Source organism: Anaerocolumna sp. AGMB13025 (assembly GCF_029689925.1).
Classification (GTDB): domain Bacteria; phylum Bacillota; class Clostridia; order Lachnospirales; family Lachnospiraceae; genus Anaerocolumna.
In genome coordinates this window covers 1,868,978-1,886,447 of the sequence record NZ_CP121445.1, presented here as the reverse complement: position 1 = coordinate 1,886,447, position 17,470 = coordinate 1,868,978, and the positions used below count along the sequence as shown (strand labels likewise).

Here is a 17,470-nt window from a genome sequence, read left to right as displayed (position 1 = left end):
TGTATCACTATTTATCCTTTTACTGCTCCTACTGTCATACCCTTTACAAAATACTTTTGTGCAAAAGGATAGATCAGCATGATTGGTATTAATGCGATGAAAATCTGTGCACACCGAATCGTCCGGTCATCAATCATGGATAATGCTTTATACTGGTCTATGCTTAGCAGGCTCATATCCCTTTTTACCACCACTGTATACAAAAACGATGCTAAAGGATAGCTGTCCGGAAAGTTAGAAAAAATCAATCCGTCAAAATAGCTGTTCCAATGTGTGATAAAAGAAAATAGGGTCAGTGTTGCAATAGATGGCTTTGCACAGGGTACATAGATACGAAAGCAGGTCTGAAACTGATTTGCTCCGTCAATCAGGGAAGCTTCCTCTAATTCCTTTGGAATTCCCCGAAAGAAATTTAACATTAATACAATATTGTAAACCGGCACCGCCAAAGGTAAAATCAATGCCCAGATGGTATCCATCATATGCAGATTCTGAATCAGCATATAACCCGGAATCAATCCTCCTGAAAACAGCATGGTAAAGAAAAATAACCAGACATACACACCTCGTAATCTAAGTTGATTCTTATCTTTAGACAACGGATATGCTGTCATAATGGTAATTAACATCATCAAGGGTACACCGATGATCACTCTTTCCACTGACTTTAACAATGAAATCCAGAAATCTTTTTTCCCAATTACATACTCATACGCATGTATATTAAAATCCACCGGCAATAAGGATACCTTGCCTGCAGATACTGCTGTCGCACTTGAAAATGACATTGCAAGTATATTCAATAAGGGAAACAGACACAGTGCAGCCAAAATAACCAATATTGTATAATTGATTATTTGAAAAATAAGTCTTCCCTTAGTCAATTTTTTCATTCTGTTTCCCTCCTTTAGAAAATGCGGTAATCCGCAAATTTATGAGCCAAATAGTAAGATACCGAAATAAATATTGTGGAAATAATCGATTTAAATAATCCGACTGCGGTAGCCGGTCCATACTGAGCGTCAATCAGACCCATCCGGTAGACAAACGTATCCAGTATATCCCCTGATTCATAAACTGCTTTGCTATACAGGTTAAATACTTGATCAAATCCTGCATTTAATACATTTCCAAGACTTAAAACCAACATCAGTACAATAATCATCCTCATACCTGGGAGAGTCACATGCCAGGTCTGCCTCCAACGGTTGGCACCGTCAATCTGTGCCGCTTCATAAAGATCCGTATCAATACCAAGAATTGCAGCCAGATACACAATTGCTCCATAGCCAAAATTTTTCCATATGTCTGTGGTAATCAGTGTCGGCTTAAAATAGCGGTTGTCTCCCAGGAAGAATATGTCCTGGACTCCAAACTGGTGAAGGATATGATTAACAATACCCGTACTTGGCGAAAGCATATCCAGAAAAATACCTCCAAGAACAACCCAGGATAGAAAATATGGTAAATAAACGACGGTCTGTACCGTTCTTTTAAAACCATTACTATGTATTTCATTTAACAGCAGCGCAAAAATGATTGGAATAAGTAATCCCAGAAGGATTTTCCAAAATGCAATAATAATTGTATTCTTAATAGCCTGATCAAAACCGGGCAGTCCGAATACATAGGTAAAGTTGTCAAAACCTACCCATTTTTGGTTTCCAAACATCCCTTTACTCGGAATGAACTTCTGAAAAGCCATAACCAAACCTGCCATTGGTGTGTAACTAAATACTGCAATTAGTATCAGTCCCGGCAGGAGCATTAAATGCAAGGGCAGTTCCCTTCTGAATACTGATAAGGTATATTTTCTTTTTACATATCTTTTATTATTGTTCCTATTAACACCCATTGCCTAATCATCCTCCATGACATGCTTTTTTCCATCCTCCTGCTTCTGACTACTTACAGCTGGAGGATGGATGAGGGAACCTGCGACAGCCTCTTTCGGTCAGCTTATCACACTAAATTTGTTATTTATTATCGGAATACCATTCATTTACCTCAGCTGTAATCTTATCTCCGCCGGCAGCTTTCCAGTCACTTACCACTTTATCAAAAGAATCCAGGGAACTCTGGCCTGCAATTATCTTAAGGAATTCCTGATCCAGCATATCATCCAGCGTAGACTTGGTGGAGGCCATAATTTCTCCCGGTGCACCAACAAAATTATCGTATACCAGTTCAACATTACTGCTGTTCTGGTAAGCCATCAGTAACTGCTGAGAGCCATTTTCACCAAAAACCCTGTTCCAGCCCCATAAAGTTTTATCACCTTGTAACGCCTTATAACTATAATCCCACATGGAATACTGTTCGCCGGTAAGTTTTCCGGGATCCCCAGTTTTTAAAGGTTCTGCAATTGCCTGGGCTGTTACCTGGTTCTTATTGGGACTGTTAATGGTGACAGGAGAAAGTCTCCATACACCTTCCAAACCATCCCCGGGGTTTGCGTATACTTTATATTCGTTTAATTCAGGATCCAAAACCTTTTCACAGTAAAGATTGAGCATTTGGATTAAAGCCTCCGGATTTTTGCAGTTTTTACTGACTGCATACCAGCTTCCGGTACACATATGTATACCCGGAGTGATTTTTTCTCCTGCTTCTTTCATAGGCAGCATATAAGGCATCCAGTCCGCATTCGGATCTGCATCAACGGTGTCCTGCAGGGGCCACAAAGAGGCTGCATGATAACCATACATGGCACCGCACTTGCCGTTTACTAAAGCTTCCTTGGCTTTATCGCTGTCATTTACATAGAATTCCGAATCCAGAAGCCCCTCTTTATATAACTCGGCTAGACCGCCCAGGGCTTCTTTCATCTTCGGTGTCGTGCTGCCATATTCGAGATTTCCGCCTGCATCCTTAATCCAATATCCCGGATATGCGCCATAAGCATTGGTCCAGCCTTTGATATCAAAGGTATTACCATAAATATCACTGCTTATCGAAAGACCAACCCCACCGTCTCCCGCATATTCCTTAAATGCTTTGAGAATCTTCTTTAATTCATCTAGCGACTTAGGTGCTTCAAGATTCAGTTTCTCCAGCCAATCCTGACGAAGCCAGAGCATCTGCGCTGTTTCCAGATCACAATCCACATAAGGAAGGCCATACTGGACACCCTCGTACGTTGCAGCCTTTATGCTTGCATCCCCCGCCGAAGTAATCAGGTTTTTAACAAAGTCGCTTGCATACTTGTCAAAGTAAGGCTTTAAATCAATAACCAAATCTGATTCTACCAGCTGCTTTAAATCTGATTTTCCAACACAGACAATATCCGGAATCTCCCCGGAAGCCATCGCCGCATTAAATTTCTGGGTCTGTAAATCTGCGCTTGATGCTATCCACAAATACTTCACATCATACCCAAGTTTCTCTGCAATTAATTCAGTCCACAGATTTTTCTCATAGGTTGTATCCTTCATTTTAGCAAAGATATCTGTTTCCATTGAGGAATCTTGTGCACGAGAGAAGGTTATGGGAATTAGACCTTCCGCCTTGGAAGTTATTTTATCTTCATTAGATGCTGCTTTATCCCCTTTTGCTGTTGATGCATTTTTAGTACCTTTATCGCCGCAGCCGGCCAATAAGGACATCATAAGTACGGCCAACATTAATACCGCCAATAATCTTTTCATAAACTTGTTCCTCCTTCACATTTTTACCATGGCAACATTTATACAATCCGGATGTTTTGTACGTTGTGTACAAATTTATTATACAATTCATCACTTTATTTAACACTCTATCTAAAACTTGTTTTATATGACCTTTTGAGGGTTTATACAAAGAAATCCCCCCAAACCATATGGCTTAGGGGGAATCTCGTAGTTTATAATATTTAAGTTACTGTCAAAACTCTTGATGATTTATGCTTCCTTATAAAAACCTTTAATTTCCTTTTGCAGAAACATATGCTCAATTCTCGGCAGGGATATTCCCAGCGTTTCTTTCAGTACATCTTCAATGGTTTCAACCGGTATCACGGTAAGCTGGTTCTTAACTTCTTCCGGCACATCCTTTAAATCAATCAGATTGTCTCTAGGTATAAGAACTTTATTAATACCTGCTCTTTGGGCACCCAGTAATTTTTCCTTTAAGCCTCCGATGGGAAGTACGGCACCTCTTAAGGTTATCTCACCGGTCATGGCAATTTTGGAATCCACTTTCTGACCTGTAATCAGGGAAGCAAGAGCAGTGAATAATGCAATTCCGGCGGAGGGACCGTCTTTGGGAACCGCTCCGGAGGGTACATGGATATGAAGGTCCCTTTCTTTAAAGTTTACCGTATTAAGAGGCAGCCTTGATTTTAACAGACTTAAAGAAATTCTGGCTGATTCCTTCATTACATCTCCTAGTTTACCAGTCAGCATAACCTCTCCGTTTCCTGGCATATCTGTAGCTTCAATAAATAAGATTTCGCCGCCTACCGGGGTCCAGGCTAGTCCGGTAACAACTCCCGGCGGATTATCCTGCTGGGCTTTGTCATGTCTGGAAACCTGTCTGCCAAGAAGTTCCTCTAGTTCCTCTGCCAAAATCTTATAAGGCAGCTCTGCTTTATTTGAAACTATCTTCTCAGAAGCCACTCTGGCAAGGGCTGCCAGTTGTTTTTTCAATCCTCTGACTCCGGCTTCTAAAGTATAGTCATTGATGATTTTATAAAGAATTTCATCTTCTATCACCAGCTGATCTTTTGTCAAGCCGTGTTCTTCTAAAACCGCCGGTATTAGATAATTTTTTCCGATATGGAATTTTTCATCCACAGTATAACTGGAAACCTGAATCACTTCCATTCGGTCTAGCAACGGTCCCGGTATACTTTCCAGGGAATTTGCCGTGGCAATAAAGAAAACATCGGACAAATCAAAGGGAAGATCCAGATAATGATCGGTAAAGCTGTTGTTTTGCTCCGGATCAAGCACTTCCAGTAAAGCGCTGGCAGGGTCTCCACTGTAGCCGCCGGTCATCAGCTTGTCCACCTCATCAAGAACCATGACCGGATTATTCGTTCCTGCCTTTTTGATGCTTTGAATAATTCTGCCCGGCATAGCCCCGATATAAGTCCTTCGGTGCCCCCGGATTTCAGCTTCATCACGGATGCCGCCTAAACTCAACCGGATATACTCTCTCTCCAGTGCTTCTGCAATACTTCTGCCAAGACTGGTTTTACCGGTACCGGGAGGTCCCACCAGTAAAAGTATGGAGCCTTTTTTATCATTTTTCAGTTTCATAACAGCCAAATGTTGAATAATACGGTCTTTAACCTTGGTCAGTCCATAGTGCTGTTCATCCAGTGTCTGTCTGGCCTTGCCCAAATCAATCGCACTTTGTTCGGTTTTTTTCCAGGGAAGCTGTACCAGAAGTTCCAGATAATTGCGGATAACATTATACTCGGAACTGTTAGGTCCCTGGGCATTTAATTTATCCAGTTCTTCCAGTGCGCTCTTTTCAATATCAGACGGCATCTGAGCTTCTTTAATTCTGGTTAGATAATCCTTATCTTTTTTATTCTCGTCCTCATTCCCTTCATTTAATTCCTCCTGAATGGCTTTCAACTGCTCCCTGAGAACGGATTCCCTGTAATATTTATTGGCTTTTTCGGAGAATTTCTCTGAAATCTGTAATTGCAATTCAATGGCTTCCTTCTGTTTTAGCAGATGATCCATAAACCGAAGGCTTCTATCTTTTAAAGATTCTATTTCCAGCAGTTCATACCTTTCTTCATTGGAAACAGGGATATACTGACTTAAATATACAATAAGACTGTTTAAATCCTTAAACTCGTCCACAATCCTGATATACTGTTCCCCACCCTGGAATTTTGCACTGATATCACGGATTACTTTCTTTAAATAGTCAAGCATATCCTCCTGACTCTTATGGTCTAAGTCTGTTTTATCCGGGGCGACCTCATATTCTGCTAAAATCAGCCCGCTTTCAATATTTATTTCCTTTACTTCTACCCTTTCGGTAATATGAACAGTAAGCAGCATACCCTTGTCTGTTTTCTGGGTATCATGAACTTCAAATATTACCCCCAGACGGTAAAAATCCTCAGCTTTTAGATTTTTTTGCCCTAAATTCTGTTTTAATGGCAAGGCAATATTAGTACTATTCTCATCATTTAGAAATTTCAGCTGCCCATCTTCCGGTGTTTTTATGAAAAACTTTGTTGCAACCCCTGGCAATAAAACCGTATTGGATACGGGAAAAACAATTCCCATGTTATTATTCTTTTCTGACATACTATCATCCTTTCCCTTTAAATGAATATTCGTTTATTATTGAATATTAATAATTGCGAGATTCTTTGCAGGTTTCCTATTACAAAATCATCTCGCTGAAAACTTCTATTGTATTAATACCGCATTCTGTATGATTACAATCATCTCCTTTAATAAATCTGCTTTCTCAGTCTCGCTTTTATGGCTATCTGCTGCGATGGCTTTAACCGGATAAAAGATAATCGCCATCAGATTGTCATATCGGTAATTCTTAATAATCTGATTCTTCTTCATATCCTCAATCAGTGTGTAGATATGGCAGATGCCTTTTCTTCCTGAACAGCTGTTGACTAAAGAGGGACAGTTGGAAAACTGCTCTACAAAGCTGTAGATTTCCTTATTTTGAATAATGTAGTTGTAATAACTTCTGATTAGTATCTCAATAAGCTGCTGCCCGCCCATCTTAAGGTCCACACAGCTAAGTAAATAATCAAATATATCTTCAGAATATTCATTATATATATTCTGCAGCATGTTTTCTTTGTTTTCATAGTAAATATATACAGTTGCCGGCGAAACCCCAGCCATCTTTGCGATTTTTGAAATAGAAGCACCATGGAAACCTTCCTCAAGAATGAGTTTGATTACCGCTTCTTTTATGCTTCTCTCTTTTTCATCATCTTTTTTTCTCATGATATCACCTCAACGTAGTTCTATAATAAACGATCATTCACTTATTGTCAATAGATAAAAAATAATTATAATAATTTAATTTTGGCAACTCTTCTTATCACGAAAAATCTTTTATAGTAGTATTCCTTCTTTATCCCGATATTCCTGAGGAGTCTTACCATACTGCTTTTTGAAACTACGGTAAAAATTTGTTATATTATAGTAACCAACTTCCTCAATAATTCTCTCCACGCTCAAACTCGTGTTTCTTAGCAAATATACTGCTTTGCGTAGTCTGAGATCCCTTAGCAGGTAGTTAAAAGTGTAACCGCTTTCTCTGACAACATAGTGTCTTAACTCGCTTTCATCCATCTCAAAGTTCCTGGTAAGTTCCTCTATGGTAACCGTTTTTATATTATTCTTAATATACTGAATTATGGCCGGTAGTACGTATACATCATCCATTAGTTCTTCTAACAGCTGCAGCTCGTTTAAGTGTTCCCTCATAACAATCCCTAAAAAGATTAACGCATAACTTTTCATCAGTAAATTACTGGCTCCTGATTCTCTCTCTGATTCCACATATATGTTTTCTACCCACCGGTCCAGTTTAGGGTCATTGGGGCAGCGAAATAACAGCATTCGGTTACTGTGTTTTGTATATAGAATTCTCCAGAAAAAATCTGATAAAATATTCTGTTCCATTAAAATCCCGGAAAAAGCATTGGAGAACGAACTGATCCTCATTAAAATATTAATTACCGAATCTTCATCCTGCTTAGAAAAAACCGTATGTTTTATACCTGGTGTAATGATGCAAAAATTACCCGATTGCATTTCATATTGTATATCATTAAGATACACGATAACTTGTCCTCTGAGAACATAGATAACCTTAATAAATTCCAGCCGATGTATAAATGGAGGGCAGTAGCGCGAATTCCTTATGCATTTTACTTCTTCCTGACTCGATAGAAAGAAGTCTTCTTCGTTTAACACGTTTCCCATTTTTGTCGGTTCTTTTTCCGGAATAAGTTTAATACCATTCCTATGACACCTGTGGACCACCTCCGACCAATCACTTACAGGTATCTCCCATTCCTCTGGCATCCTTTCATATAACCTTTTATATAGGATTTCTTCTTTGCTTAATTCCATAGTCAAAGGGCTTCCTCCTTCCTGTTACAATACCCGCATTACTTCTGCCTGACGTTTCTTCTTCCTGTATACTGCCGGTGTCATGCCATAAGCCTCTTTAAAATTACGGAAAAAAATACTTTGGTCCCTATAACCGATAAGCGAAATAATCCGTTCCATGTTACACTCGGTATTGATTAATAATTCAGCTGCCTTTTTCATCCTCATTTCCAATAAAATATGGCTGAAGGTATAGCCGGTCTCTTTCTTAAAATATCTGCTTAAATAGCCTTCGCTCACAAAAAATTCTTTTGACAGGGTTGTTAAAGAAACGGTATCGATATACTGCTTCATATACTGTTGGTATTGAATCAGTGGGTATTTCTCTATCTTTTTATTATCTTTTAGGGATACCGCTTCCTCCTCGTTAATTCTTAATATATAACCAAAGATAGCAGTCATCATGCTTTTCATCACTAACCGGCTTTTTTTAGGCAGTAAAAATGTCTCCTCATAAAGCTCCATTACGCTTTCTTCCAGCAATTTATAAGGCTTGCTATGAAAAACCATCACTTCTGCGCCTCTTCTGTGATAGATCATTTTCCAAAAAAATTCCGCTATGATTCCTCCTTCATTAATCTCAAGCAGTTCCGGAAACGCTTCTGTAAAGGAACTCCTGCGGATCAGCAGGTTGATGACTATATCTTCATCGGAATGGGAAAAAACTGTCTGCTCAACCTCCGGTGCTACAATACATATATTTCCTGCCTGCAAATCAATCCATTTCCCAGAATAATAGAATAGACAGCTGCCCTGAAACACATAGATTAATTTGATAAACTCCAAGCCGTGTAAAAAGGCGGGACAATATCTTGCATTTACTACTATATTGGTTTCCTCTACAATTTCCTGCGAAAAGTATTCCTCCTCTGTAAAACGGTTTTCGATGGGTGTAGGCGGTAACTGGGGCAGGTTTATTTCCCCCTCCTCATTGTTTTCCACAAAACGATCGAGAAAATCCTCCCAGCTCCTGACGGGTTCTTCATAAATTTTAGGATTTTGGAGATATAATTTTTTGTAAAGCTTTTCTTCTTCTCTCAGATAAAAACTATGAATAAAACGGTCACGTTCCATATAATACCTCGTACCTTCTGTCACATAAGTTCTACTAGCATTATACGCTCTCATGCCGGTGATATCAACTTTTAGCCTTTATACTTTCCTTTATCTTTTATTTATACTTTCTTTTAATTTTCCTTTATACTTTCCTTTAGGACATTAAACATAGTATGGCCCTGTTAATCATTGATAAAGAATCCAACAATCCGGAAATGCATATTAGCTTCCTTGCGGGGAATTTCAATATTTTTTTTCTCTATTAATTTTAATGTATTCATATCATAGACATACAGACTTTGATCATCCCGACTGTAGAGCAAATCCTCGTAAAGCTCACATTGTACCAGCGTATTCTCCATAGTGACAAGGGTCTGACTTCCTGTCTGGCAATCATAGACAGTGATTTTATTTCCTTGGTGAAATAGAGGATCACAATGGGTAATATAGAGTTTGTCCTTGTATTCAAAAATCTGATAGGGTGAATTTCCCCCGAGAAGAATATTCTCAATTATACCGGTTTTCATATTATACTTGCTTAGTATGTTTCCTTCCCGTTCCTGATAAGTAGTGTAATTATTAGTAAAATAGATATCACTGCCTTTTTTGAAAGAAGCATATTGGTAGGAACCGCTTTTCTCAATAGAAATCTTTTTACTCAACTTCAAGGGATTGGTATCAAAGAGAAAAAGGTATGGCTGATCTACATTATTTTCAGATTGTGTTCCCCAGGCATATAAAACTCCATCATAGCATTTCAGACTGCTTATAATTACGCCTTCCATGCTCCAGGTTTCTAAGTCTTTTGTTATGGTGTTGCACTTAGTAATTGTTCCCTGATTATTAAAGGTATTGGTCGTATATAGATTTTCTTTTTCCACACAAAACATCAGGGTACCCTGCTGATTAATCGGGAGTTTCTTATATTGCCAGGTTTCCTTATTAAACTTTAAGGCAATTTTGAGCTCTTTGCGATTACCAAGACCTAAAGGAACGACATATACCGAATCATTTGTTACCAATGGAAGGCGTGTATCGTCCCCCATATCTCCATATTTAATTTTTTTCTCACTTAAAAAATTCAATGAGGAATCATAGAAGGATATATAGCTGAGATTTGAATTTTGTGTAGTCTGAACGATACCTATATGAATCTTATTAAATACCTCGGAATTATTCGCAGAATGACCAGTGCAGGCTGTAATCAAAACTGCAAAACCGAAGATACATAGAAAACCAAATGCCTTTTTATACATTTTTAAACCCATTGCTTATCACAATCCCGCTGGCGCTACCGCCACCGCCACAAACCGGTTGAAAGAATCCGTTTACGGCATTCAATCCATACCTGTATTATCTTTTCAACCTTTGAACGAATCAGTTAATGGTATTCTTCCCATACTTGCATTTTCTTTCAACCTTTGAACGAATCAGTTAATGGTATTCTTCTTATATTTGCATTTTCTTTCAATCTTTGAACGAACCAGTACGGTATTCTTCCCATATCTGCATTTTCTTTCAACCTTTGAACGAATCAGTACGGTATTCTTCCCATATCTGCATTTTCTTTCAACTTTTGAAAGAATCAGATTGTGGTATCCTTTCTATATTTGTATTTTTTTTCAACTTTTCTCTCCTACCAGAAGAAATTAAGAACCAGGCTGGTTAACACCAATCTGGTGTCACCAACCTGGTTTAACATCAACCTGGTGGGACACCAGCTTGATGTTATAAATCTACCAATTGTATTTATACGATATGTAAGTCAAATCATTCGCTAATAATTCCAGTGGGTGAATCGGATTTCCCAATATAGTATTAAAAGCATCCGTATTTAAGTCAATATGGTAGTTATCGAAATAGGATGCCCAAACAAGCTGCGAACAATAGAAAGAACTCCGTGTTCCGATATTGAAATAATTGAAATTATAAGGTTTACCTAATTGACCTTTACACCATTCCGCAGCGGCTGCATCCTGAGCGGCTGTTGTACTATTGACAGAACCTGCAGCGGATGAATTTTTACTGCTCCACCAATCGTTCTTGCCCATAACAACACCACTACTTACTGATTCCACTACTTGTGTAGCCGAATAGACAATGGCTGAATGACCAGTGGGAATCAAGCCTTTGTAAAAATCACTAGTAACCAGTATCATACCTTTTCTGGTAGGATAATTCGCAGGTGCAGAAGCTGCAGATACACTAGCATTTCTTACCATTGCTGGAGCTTTAAAATCTGCAACCGTTTCTTTTGAACTAATAGCAGAGCTGGTCTGGTTTACCATTTGCTGAGTAAATACTTCATCGGCGGTCACTTTAGCAGAATCTGCTTTGCTTTGAGCATTAGCCGGTACAACAAATAAAGTCAAGGATAATATAGCAGCAAGTGCTGCCGACAGGATTTTTTTAGATTTCATATATAACCTCCATTAATTATTTTTAATTGACAGACAACCTTTTACTTTTATACTTTAAATTTATTTGGTGATCTAATACATATCAAAACTAATCTCCCCCCCTCTTAACAAACGCTTACGCATATGTCATTTTCAGATTACCATATATTGTAATTATTTACAATATTTCACATTTTAATTTACCGGAGAGATTTTATAATGATATTAAAATATTGTAAACTTTGAGAATCCGCATTATACTAATAACATTAATTAAAGCTTTTATCCTTTTATATGCAAAACAATATACATCATATAATGTTAATTAAGGAGTAGTAATCAATGTATACAATAAATGAAGTGGCTGAAATATGTAATATTTCCCCCTATACCCTTCGATTCTATGATAAAGAAGGTCTCTTACCCTTTGTCTCAAGGAATCGTTCCGGGAACAGACAGTTTAGTGATACAGATTTAAACGTTATTAAACTAATTTGTTGTCTGAAGAATACTGGAATGCAGATCAAAGATATTAAAAAGTATGTTGATCTAGTGATGCAGGGAGCCGAAACCTCTGCCCAGAGAAAACAGATTATGATTGAACACCGGAAAATGGTATTAAATCAAATAGAGGATCTAAAGAAAAATTTAAATATCATTGAATTAAAAATCGCGCTTTATGATAAAGAGGATGCGTCCTCCTTCGCCAGTATATTTTCTGAACAAGAAGAATAAAGCGCTGGGTGAACTTTTTCAAATATAAGAATAGTGCGGATGCACATACCTATTAGGTATAAACATCCGCAAGGGAAAAATACAAGTATATAATTTTTTAGCAAGTTCTATATAAGCCTTAGATAAACTCTGCATCCGTCAGTTTTTCGGATTCTTCCCAAAGCTTTGAAGCAGTTTTCGTATCCTTTGCCTGGGGTGCAATTGTTGCTATTGCTGGATATCCTCTTGTTTCTCTCATTTTGGATGGTCCATAATAGTTACCCCCTGCTGCGTCAATCCCAGTCGCTGCATAAAGAGAAGGCCAAGCCCCATGAGCCGCAGGCTGAAATAAAACCGGTCCAAAGATACGCCGTACCATACCTGCTGCGCTATTCTTTCCCGCTCCGTTTGGTATCAACTCTGTTCTGGAAATGCCAGGATGCACAGCTATACTGGTTATTCCCCAACCTGCTGCCTCACTTCGCCGCTGTAGTTCAAGAGCGAACATCAGGCAGGCAAGTTTTGATTGAGAATAGGATACCATTGGTTTGTAGTTATGTTCTGCTTGAAGATCACTAAAGTCTATCACTCCGTTAAGATGGGCTAAGCTGCTCAGAGTGACTACTCTTGGCTTATTGCCTTTTTGCAGAAGGGGAAGCAGATATGCCGTTAAGGCAAAATGACCCAAATAGTTCGTACCCATTTGAAGTTCAAAGCCATCTTTTGTAACGATACGTTTTGGCGGATTCATAACCGCTGCATTGTTTACAAGAATATCCAAACTTTTGCGTTGTGTCCTTAGCCTTTGACTAAAGGCTTTTATAGATGCAAGATCTGCCAGGTCAAGCTGTTCAAAACGAATCGTCCCGGCAGGATTGATTTTACTGATTTTGCTTATCGCTTCTTCCCCTTTATCCCTGTTTCTTCCAGCCATAATAACTTCTGCACCTGCCCTGGTCATTTCCAATGCAGTTTCATAACCAATCCCGCCAGTGCCGGTAATCACAATAGAACGTCCTTTTTGTGAAGGGATATCCGCTGAGGTCCAATTTTTTTTCATAGTTATCCACCTTTCTTATCTACTAATCTAATATACTAAACTTAGTTACCAATCTTATGGATTTTAAACCATTTCTTTTAACTGCTTTTCTATCTATCCTTTCAGTAGTTTTATATAATAAATGTTCTTATATAGTACCTGAATTAATGATATCACTTAGAGTTTTATCAATGTCAAGCTTTCTTATTTTTAAATTTTTATAAACCATTTATAAATAATTCTTTATCTAGTAAGAAAAAAACAGTTAATAATAATAACATTTTCAAGCGATTTGGTCATTAGTATAGAAAATCTGAGAAATCTATCCTGTACTGTACAAATACAGCTAGTTGAAAATCAGAAAAAAGCTGCTAATTACTTAGAGTAATATCTAAGTAATTAGCAGCTAAAAGTTTTGAACTTTATAGTATTGAAAATCCTATCGTATTATACACTTACAGAGTTAAATGATTGTAATAAAAGGATCTGATAATGGTAACTCTCTGCATGCTATCCATCCACATGTCAAAGAATTAGTGCAGAAACATATTTGCTAACACTGTACTAATTACAATTAATTATAATAGATCAGTCTGTTTACTATTCATTTCGGAAGCTAATATAGTATTTTTTTCATTACTGCTCAACCACATCGGTATTAATTCTGCCAGACTGCTAGGAAGTATTTTTAAATCATTTAACATATTTAATCTATACCACTTAAATTCTATATGTTCTTCGTTTGATTTTATTAATTCACACATAGTTTCAAATTCAACTCTATATACAATATTAATTTCATGATAAGGGGTACCCTTATTATCCCAAGTACATTCTAGTATACCTAAAAGCTCCATTACTTCAATTTTTCCCAGACCCGTTGTCTCCTCATATAGTTCTCGTTTTAGAGCTTCTGAACACGTTTCCAAATATTCAACATGCCCTCCCGGGTAAAAATTTGAATTCATTTGAAAACCTATCATTTTTGGGGGTTGCTGACGATAATAAGATATTATTGTCTTTTATAATTACAGCTCTGACTATTGGATGTATCGATTCCATAAACTCCTCCTAGTATTATATATTTTATGATAAAATCCTATAAAAAAATCATGGCGGAGTCAAAATAAAAATTCAATAAACATGCTTATATAGCATATATGAGAAATCCGTATCTTCCATCCCACACGTAGGTATAATTATTGATGTCCTGTTTTCCGTATCCACCATCTCCCTAACAATGCTTTCTTTAGAACTTTTATTTCTTAGATTATTTGATATAAATTTATGTTATCACATAGGCGTTGATCAATTAAGTATTAACATTTTTCTTTGGTGTCATTTTTTTATTAATTCCTAAACTTCGATTGGTATATAATTATTACCAATTAGAACTAAGTGTATGTCAGGCTCCGCAAAAAAGGGAAGAGGCGTTTGCAAAATTCAAAGAGTAAATTACTTGGGAGAGAATGGGGATAATGTTTTTTAAAAATTTTGTGTAAAGTATGCGCGAATGGCTGCAAGAAAGAGAATGCAGCCGCTTATTCGCGCAATCTTGGAACAAAATTTTTAAAAAACATTATCCCCATTCTAAGCCCAAGTTCAAAAACCTTACAATTTTGCATCAGGCATATATTATTATTGCTTACCTACTTAGAAAGACATTCCCCATCACTTAAAATGACCTCCCGGTACCAGTGGGCAGAATCTTTTAAAGTCCTTTTCTGGGTTTCATAATCCACATGAATCATACCAAATCTTTCGGAATACCCATTGGACCATTCATAATTATCCATTAGTGACCATGCAAAATATCCTTTTACCGGAGTACCCTCCTCTATTGCTTTACCAAGTTCCAATAGATAACGTTTCATAAAGTCAATTCTTAACGGGTCATGTACATTTCCGTCCAGACTTACCCAATCCGCCATGGACAGACCGTTTTCCGTAATATAAATCGGCAGGTTATATCTTTTATATAGGAAGGTAGGCATGTAATGGAGAATTTCCGGTGTGACCCCCCATTTAAAGGCGGTCATATCAAAACCTTGCTTTCTTGGAACCACAACGGGTTCGCCCTTCTCATCTGCCATGATTTTTGTCCCCTGGTAAAAATTGCAGCCAAGAAAATCCAAAGGCTGTGATATTAATTCCATATCTCCTGGTTTTATCATCTCCATAGGAAAATCTTCACCGAATACCCTAATCCCATCCTCCGGATACCTTCCCAAAAGAATCGGGTCCAGCCACCAGGTGGAATTCCAGAAATTTCTGGTTGTAATGCGAAAAGAATATTTTTCTGCCGCTTTCCTATCTTCTTCCCGCTCTGTGGCAGGGTAAAAGGCCTGAGGATTTGGGGCTATTCCGATCTGGGGTTTTTTAACGGCATATTCTCTAATCACCTGTACCCCTTTGCCGTGAGCTTTTAATATACTGTGAATCAGGTAAAAGCCCTGTTGATCGGATACCCGAAGCTTCGGCGCACATTCCCCCATAATATGTCCGATAATAATATGGCACTGGGGTTCATTTAAGGTCATCCAATAAGTCACCCGGTCTGACAGGGCTTTTACTACTATTTTTACATATTCCGCAAAAATAGCCGGCATCTCGGGATTGAACCAGCCGCCAATATCCTGTAAAGCCTGAGGCAGATCCCAATGGAATAAAGTAATATAAGGCTCTATCCCAGCTTCTATTAATTCATCCACTAAACGGCTGTAAAACGCAAGACCGGCTTCATTAACCTTACCTCTTCCTTCCGGCAGAATTCGAGACCAGCTTATAGAAAAACGGTATGCCTTAAGCCCCATTTCCTTCATCAGTTTTACATCTTCTTTATAGAGATGATAGTGATCACAGGCTGTATCTCCGGTATCCCCGTTTAATATATTCATCCGGTTTCTAAGAGAATCTATTTTTTTATCATGGGAATAGGTATCCCAGATAGATGGACCTCTGCCATCTGCATCTGCACCGCCCTCAATCTGGTATGCCGCCGTTGCAGCACCCCAGGCAAAATCGTTTGGAAAATTCATAATTTTCTCCCTTCGTGTAATTTTGTTATTCTGGCAATAACAAAACTTAATTATTGTTTCTATAAACCATACAATTAACACATTTTTAAAGCTAAATCTTGCCAAGAGGGCAACTGAAATTATTAAATACCTACTAATTGTATGGTTTATTCAAAAAACTGTATTGTTTCACAATTAAGAAAGCTTACTTTAGTAATTGCTGTTAAATACTATCCTTTAACTATATCTTTAAATTATTATTTATTAACCTTTTACCGCACCAACCACAATTCCCTTTACAAAGTATTTCTGAAAGAAGGGATAGATAATTAACACCGGCAAGGCTCCGATAACTGCTACTGCCATCCTTATGGAGGTAGAAGGAAGCTTCATGGTTGCCGCTCCGGAAGAAGCTGCATTTTTAATCATCTCCACATTTTGTAACATCTTATTGAGCAGTACCTGTATACTATATAAACTATCATTATTCAGATAATACAAACCATTCAGCCAGTCATTCCAATAGCCAAGACCAATTAATAACACCAGGGTGGCCATAATTGGTTTTGACATAGGCAGTACGATTTGGAGCAAAGTTTTGACTTCCCCTGCACCGTCTGCTTTTGCTGCCTCGATGACCTCTTCCGGTATGTTAGTAGTCAGATATGACCTCATCATAATTACGTTAAAGGCATTCATAAGAAGCCCCGGAACAATCAAAGCCCAAATCGTATTTTTAATATGGAATATCTGGGTCCACATAATATAGGTAGGAACCAGCCCTCCATTAAACAGCATCGTAAAGAAAATAAAGAACGCGAAGAAGTTTCTGCCCGGCAGATTCTTTCTTGACAAAGGATAAGCAAATAAGGTAGTAAGCACCAGACTGCAAAAAGTACCGGTAACCGTTACTAAGATGGATATCCCATAACCTCTTATGATTGACTTTGAGCCGAAAATCAAATATTTATATGCTGTCAGATCCAGTTTTTTAGGAATAAAGGAATAACCGTTTTTCACTAATTCATTATCTGCTGTCAGGGAAGAACTGATTAACAGCAGAAAAGGACACACACAGATCAGACACAGGATAATCATAATTATATTAACTGCAACTTGGAACCCTCTATCATTTTTTACCAT

General features: G+C 37.9%; 15 protein-coding genes. 1 reads left to right on the top strand and 14 read right to left on the bottom strand.

The window, feature by feature from the left end; genetic code table 11:
* Window positions 1-11 precede the first annotated feature (11 nt).
* The 9 genes from QA584_RS07705 to QA584_RS07665 all read right to left on the bottom strand — a co-directional run bounded on the left by QA584_RS07705 (window position 12) and on the right by QA584_RS07665 (window position 11,578).
* Window positions 12-893 carry a carbohydrate ABC transporter permease gene (locus QA584_RS07705; protein ID WP_278273933.1) on the bottom strand — a complete coding sequence of 294 codons (882 nt, stop codon included), beginning with the start codon at window positions 891-893 and terminating at the stop codon, window positions 12-14.
* Between the two features lie 14 nt (window positions 894-907).
* The gene (locus tag QA584_RS07700) at window positions 908-1,855 is read right to left on the bottom strand and encodes an ABC transporter permease (RefSeq protein ID WP_278273932.1); all 948 of its coding nucleotides are present in this window, start codon (window positions 1,853-1,855) and stop codon (window positions 908-910) included.
* Between the two features lie 121 nt (window positions 1,856-1,976).
* Complete coding sequence (locus QA584_RS07695; RefSeq protein WP_278273931.1) at window positions 1,977-3,647, bottom strand: extracellular solute-binding protein; 1,671 nt, start codon at window positions 3,645-3,647, stop codon at window positions 1,977-1,979.
* Between the two features lie 231 nt (window positions 3,648-3,878).
* The gene (gene lon / locus QA584_RS07690) at window positions 3,879-6,254 is read right to left on the bottom strand and encodes an endopeptidase La (RefSeq protein WP_278273930.1); all 2,376 of its coding nucleotides are present in this window, start codon (window positions 6,252-6,254) and stop codon (window positions 3,879-3,881) included.
* Between the two features lie 105 nt (window positions 6,255-6,359).
* Window positions 6,360-6,926 (bottom strand): TetR/AcrR family transcriptional regulator, encoded by a 567-nt coding sequence (locus tag QA584_RS07685; protein ID WP_278273929.1) that lies wholly within the window; start codon window positions 6,924-6,926, stop codon window positions 6,360-6,362.
* A 111-nt stretch (window positions 6,927-7,037) separates the two neighbouring features.
* Window positions 7,038-8,063 (bottom strand): AraC family transcriptional regulator, encoded by a 1,026-nt coding sequence (locus QA584_RS07680; protein WP_278275125.1) that lies wholly within the window; start codon window positions 8,061-8,063, stop codon window positions 7,038-7,040.
* Between the two features lie 24 nt (window positions 8,064-8,087).
* Window positions 8,088-9,176 (bottom strand): AraC family transcriptional regulator, encoded by a 1,089-nt coding sequence (locus QA584_RS07675; protein WP_278273928.1) that lies wholly within the window; start codon window positions 9,174-9,176, stop codon window positions 8,088-8,090.
* Between the two features lie 164 nt (window positions 9,177-9,340).
* The gene (locus QA584_RS07670) at window positions 9,341-10,426 is read right to left on the bottom strand and encodes a hypothetical protein (protein ID WP_278273927.1); all 1,086 of its coding nucleotides are present in this window, start codon (window positions 10,424-10,426) and stop codon (window positions 9,341-9,343) included.
* A 468-nt stretch (window positions 10,427-10,894) separates the two neighbouring features.
* Window positions 10,895-11,578, bottom strand: coding sequence for a YiiX/YebB-like N1pC/P60 family cysteine hydrolase (locus tag QA584_RS07665; protein ID WP_278273926.1), 684 nt, complete (start codon window positions 11,576-11,578; stop codon window positions 10,895-10,897).
* A 321-nt stretch (window positions 11,579-11,899) separates the two neighbouring features.
* Here QA584_RS07665 and QA584_RS07660 point away from each other — a divergent pair, with 321 nt between their 5' ends.
* Window positions 11,900-12,292 (top strand): MerR family transcriptional regulator, encoded by a 393-nt coding sequence (locus tag QA584_RS07660; protein ID WP_278273925.1) that lies wholly within the window; start codon window positions 11,900-11,902, stop codon window positions 12,290-12,292.
* Window positions 12,293-12,410: 118 nt separating this feature from the next.
* On the opposite strand, the gene QA584_RS07655 is transcribed toward QA584_RS07660, so the two are convergent.
* From QA584_RS07655 to QA584_RS07635, 5 genes are all read right to left on the bottom strand, one after another.
* Complete coding sequence (locus QA584_RS07655) at window positions 12,411-13,331, bottom strand: oxidoreductase (protein WP_278273924.1); 921 nt, start codon at window positions 13,329-13,331, stop codon at window positions 12,411-12,413.
* A gap of 557 nt (window positions 13,332-13,888) precedes the next feature.
* Window positions 13,889-14,239, bottom strand: a complete 351-nt coding sequence (locus QA584_RS07650) for an NUDIX domain-containing protein (RefSeq protein ID WP_278273923.1) — start codon at window positions 14,237-14,239, stop codon at window positions 13,889-13,891.
* A gap of 4 nt (window positions 14,240-14,243) precedes the next feature.
* On the bottom strand, window positions 14,244-14,372 hold the full coding sequence (locus tag QA584_RS07645) for a hypothetical protein (RefSeq protein ID WP_278273922.1): 129 nt from the start codon (window positions 14,370-14,372) through the stop codon (window positions 14,244-14,246).
* Window positions 14,373-14,959: 587 nt separating this feature from the next.
* Entirely contained in the window at window positions 14,960-16,348 is a 1,389-nt protein-coding gene (locus QA584_RS07640) for a GH1 family beta-glucosidase (RefSeq protein WP_278273921.1), read from the bottom strand.
* A gap of 243 nt (window positions 16,349-16,591) precedes the next feature.
* The gene (locus QA584_RS07635; RefSeq protein WP_278273920.1) at window positions 16,592-17,470 is read right to left on the bottom strand and encodes a carbohydrate ABC transporter permease; all 879 of its coding nucleotides are present in this window, start codon (window positions 17,468-17,470) and stop codon (window positions 16,592-16,594) included.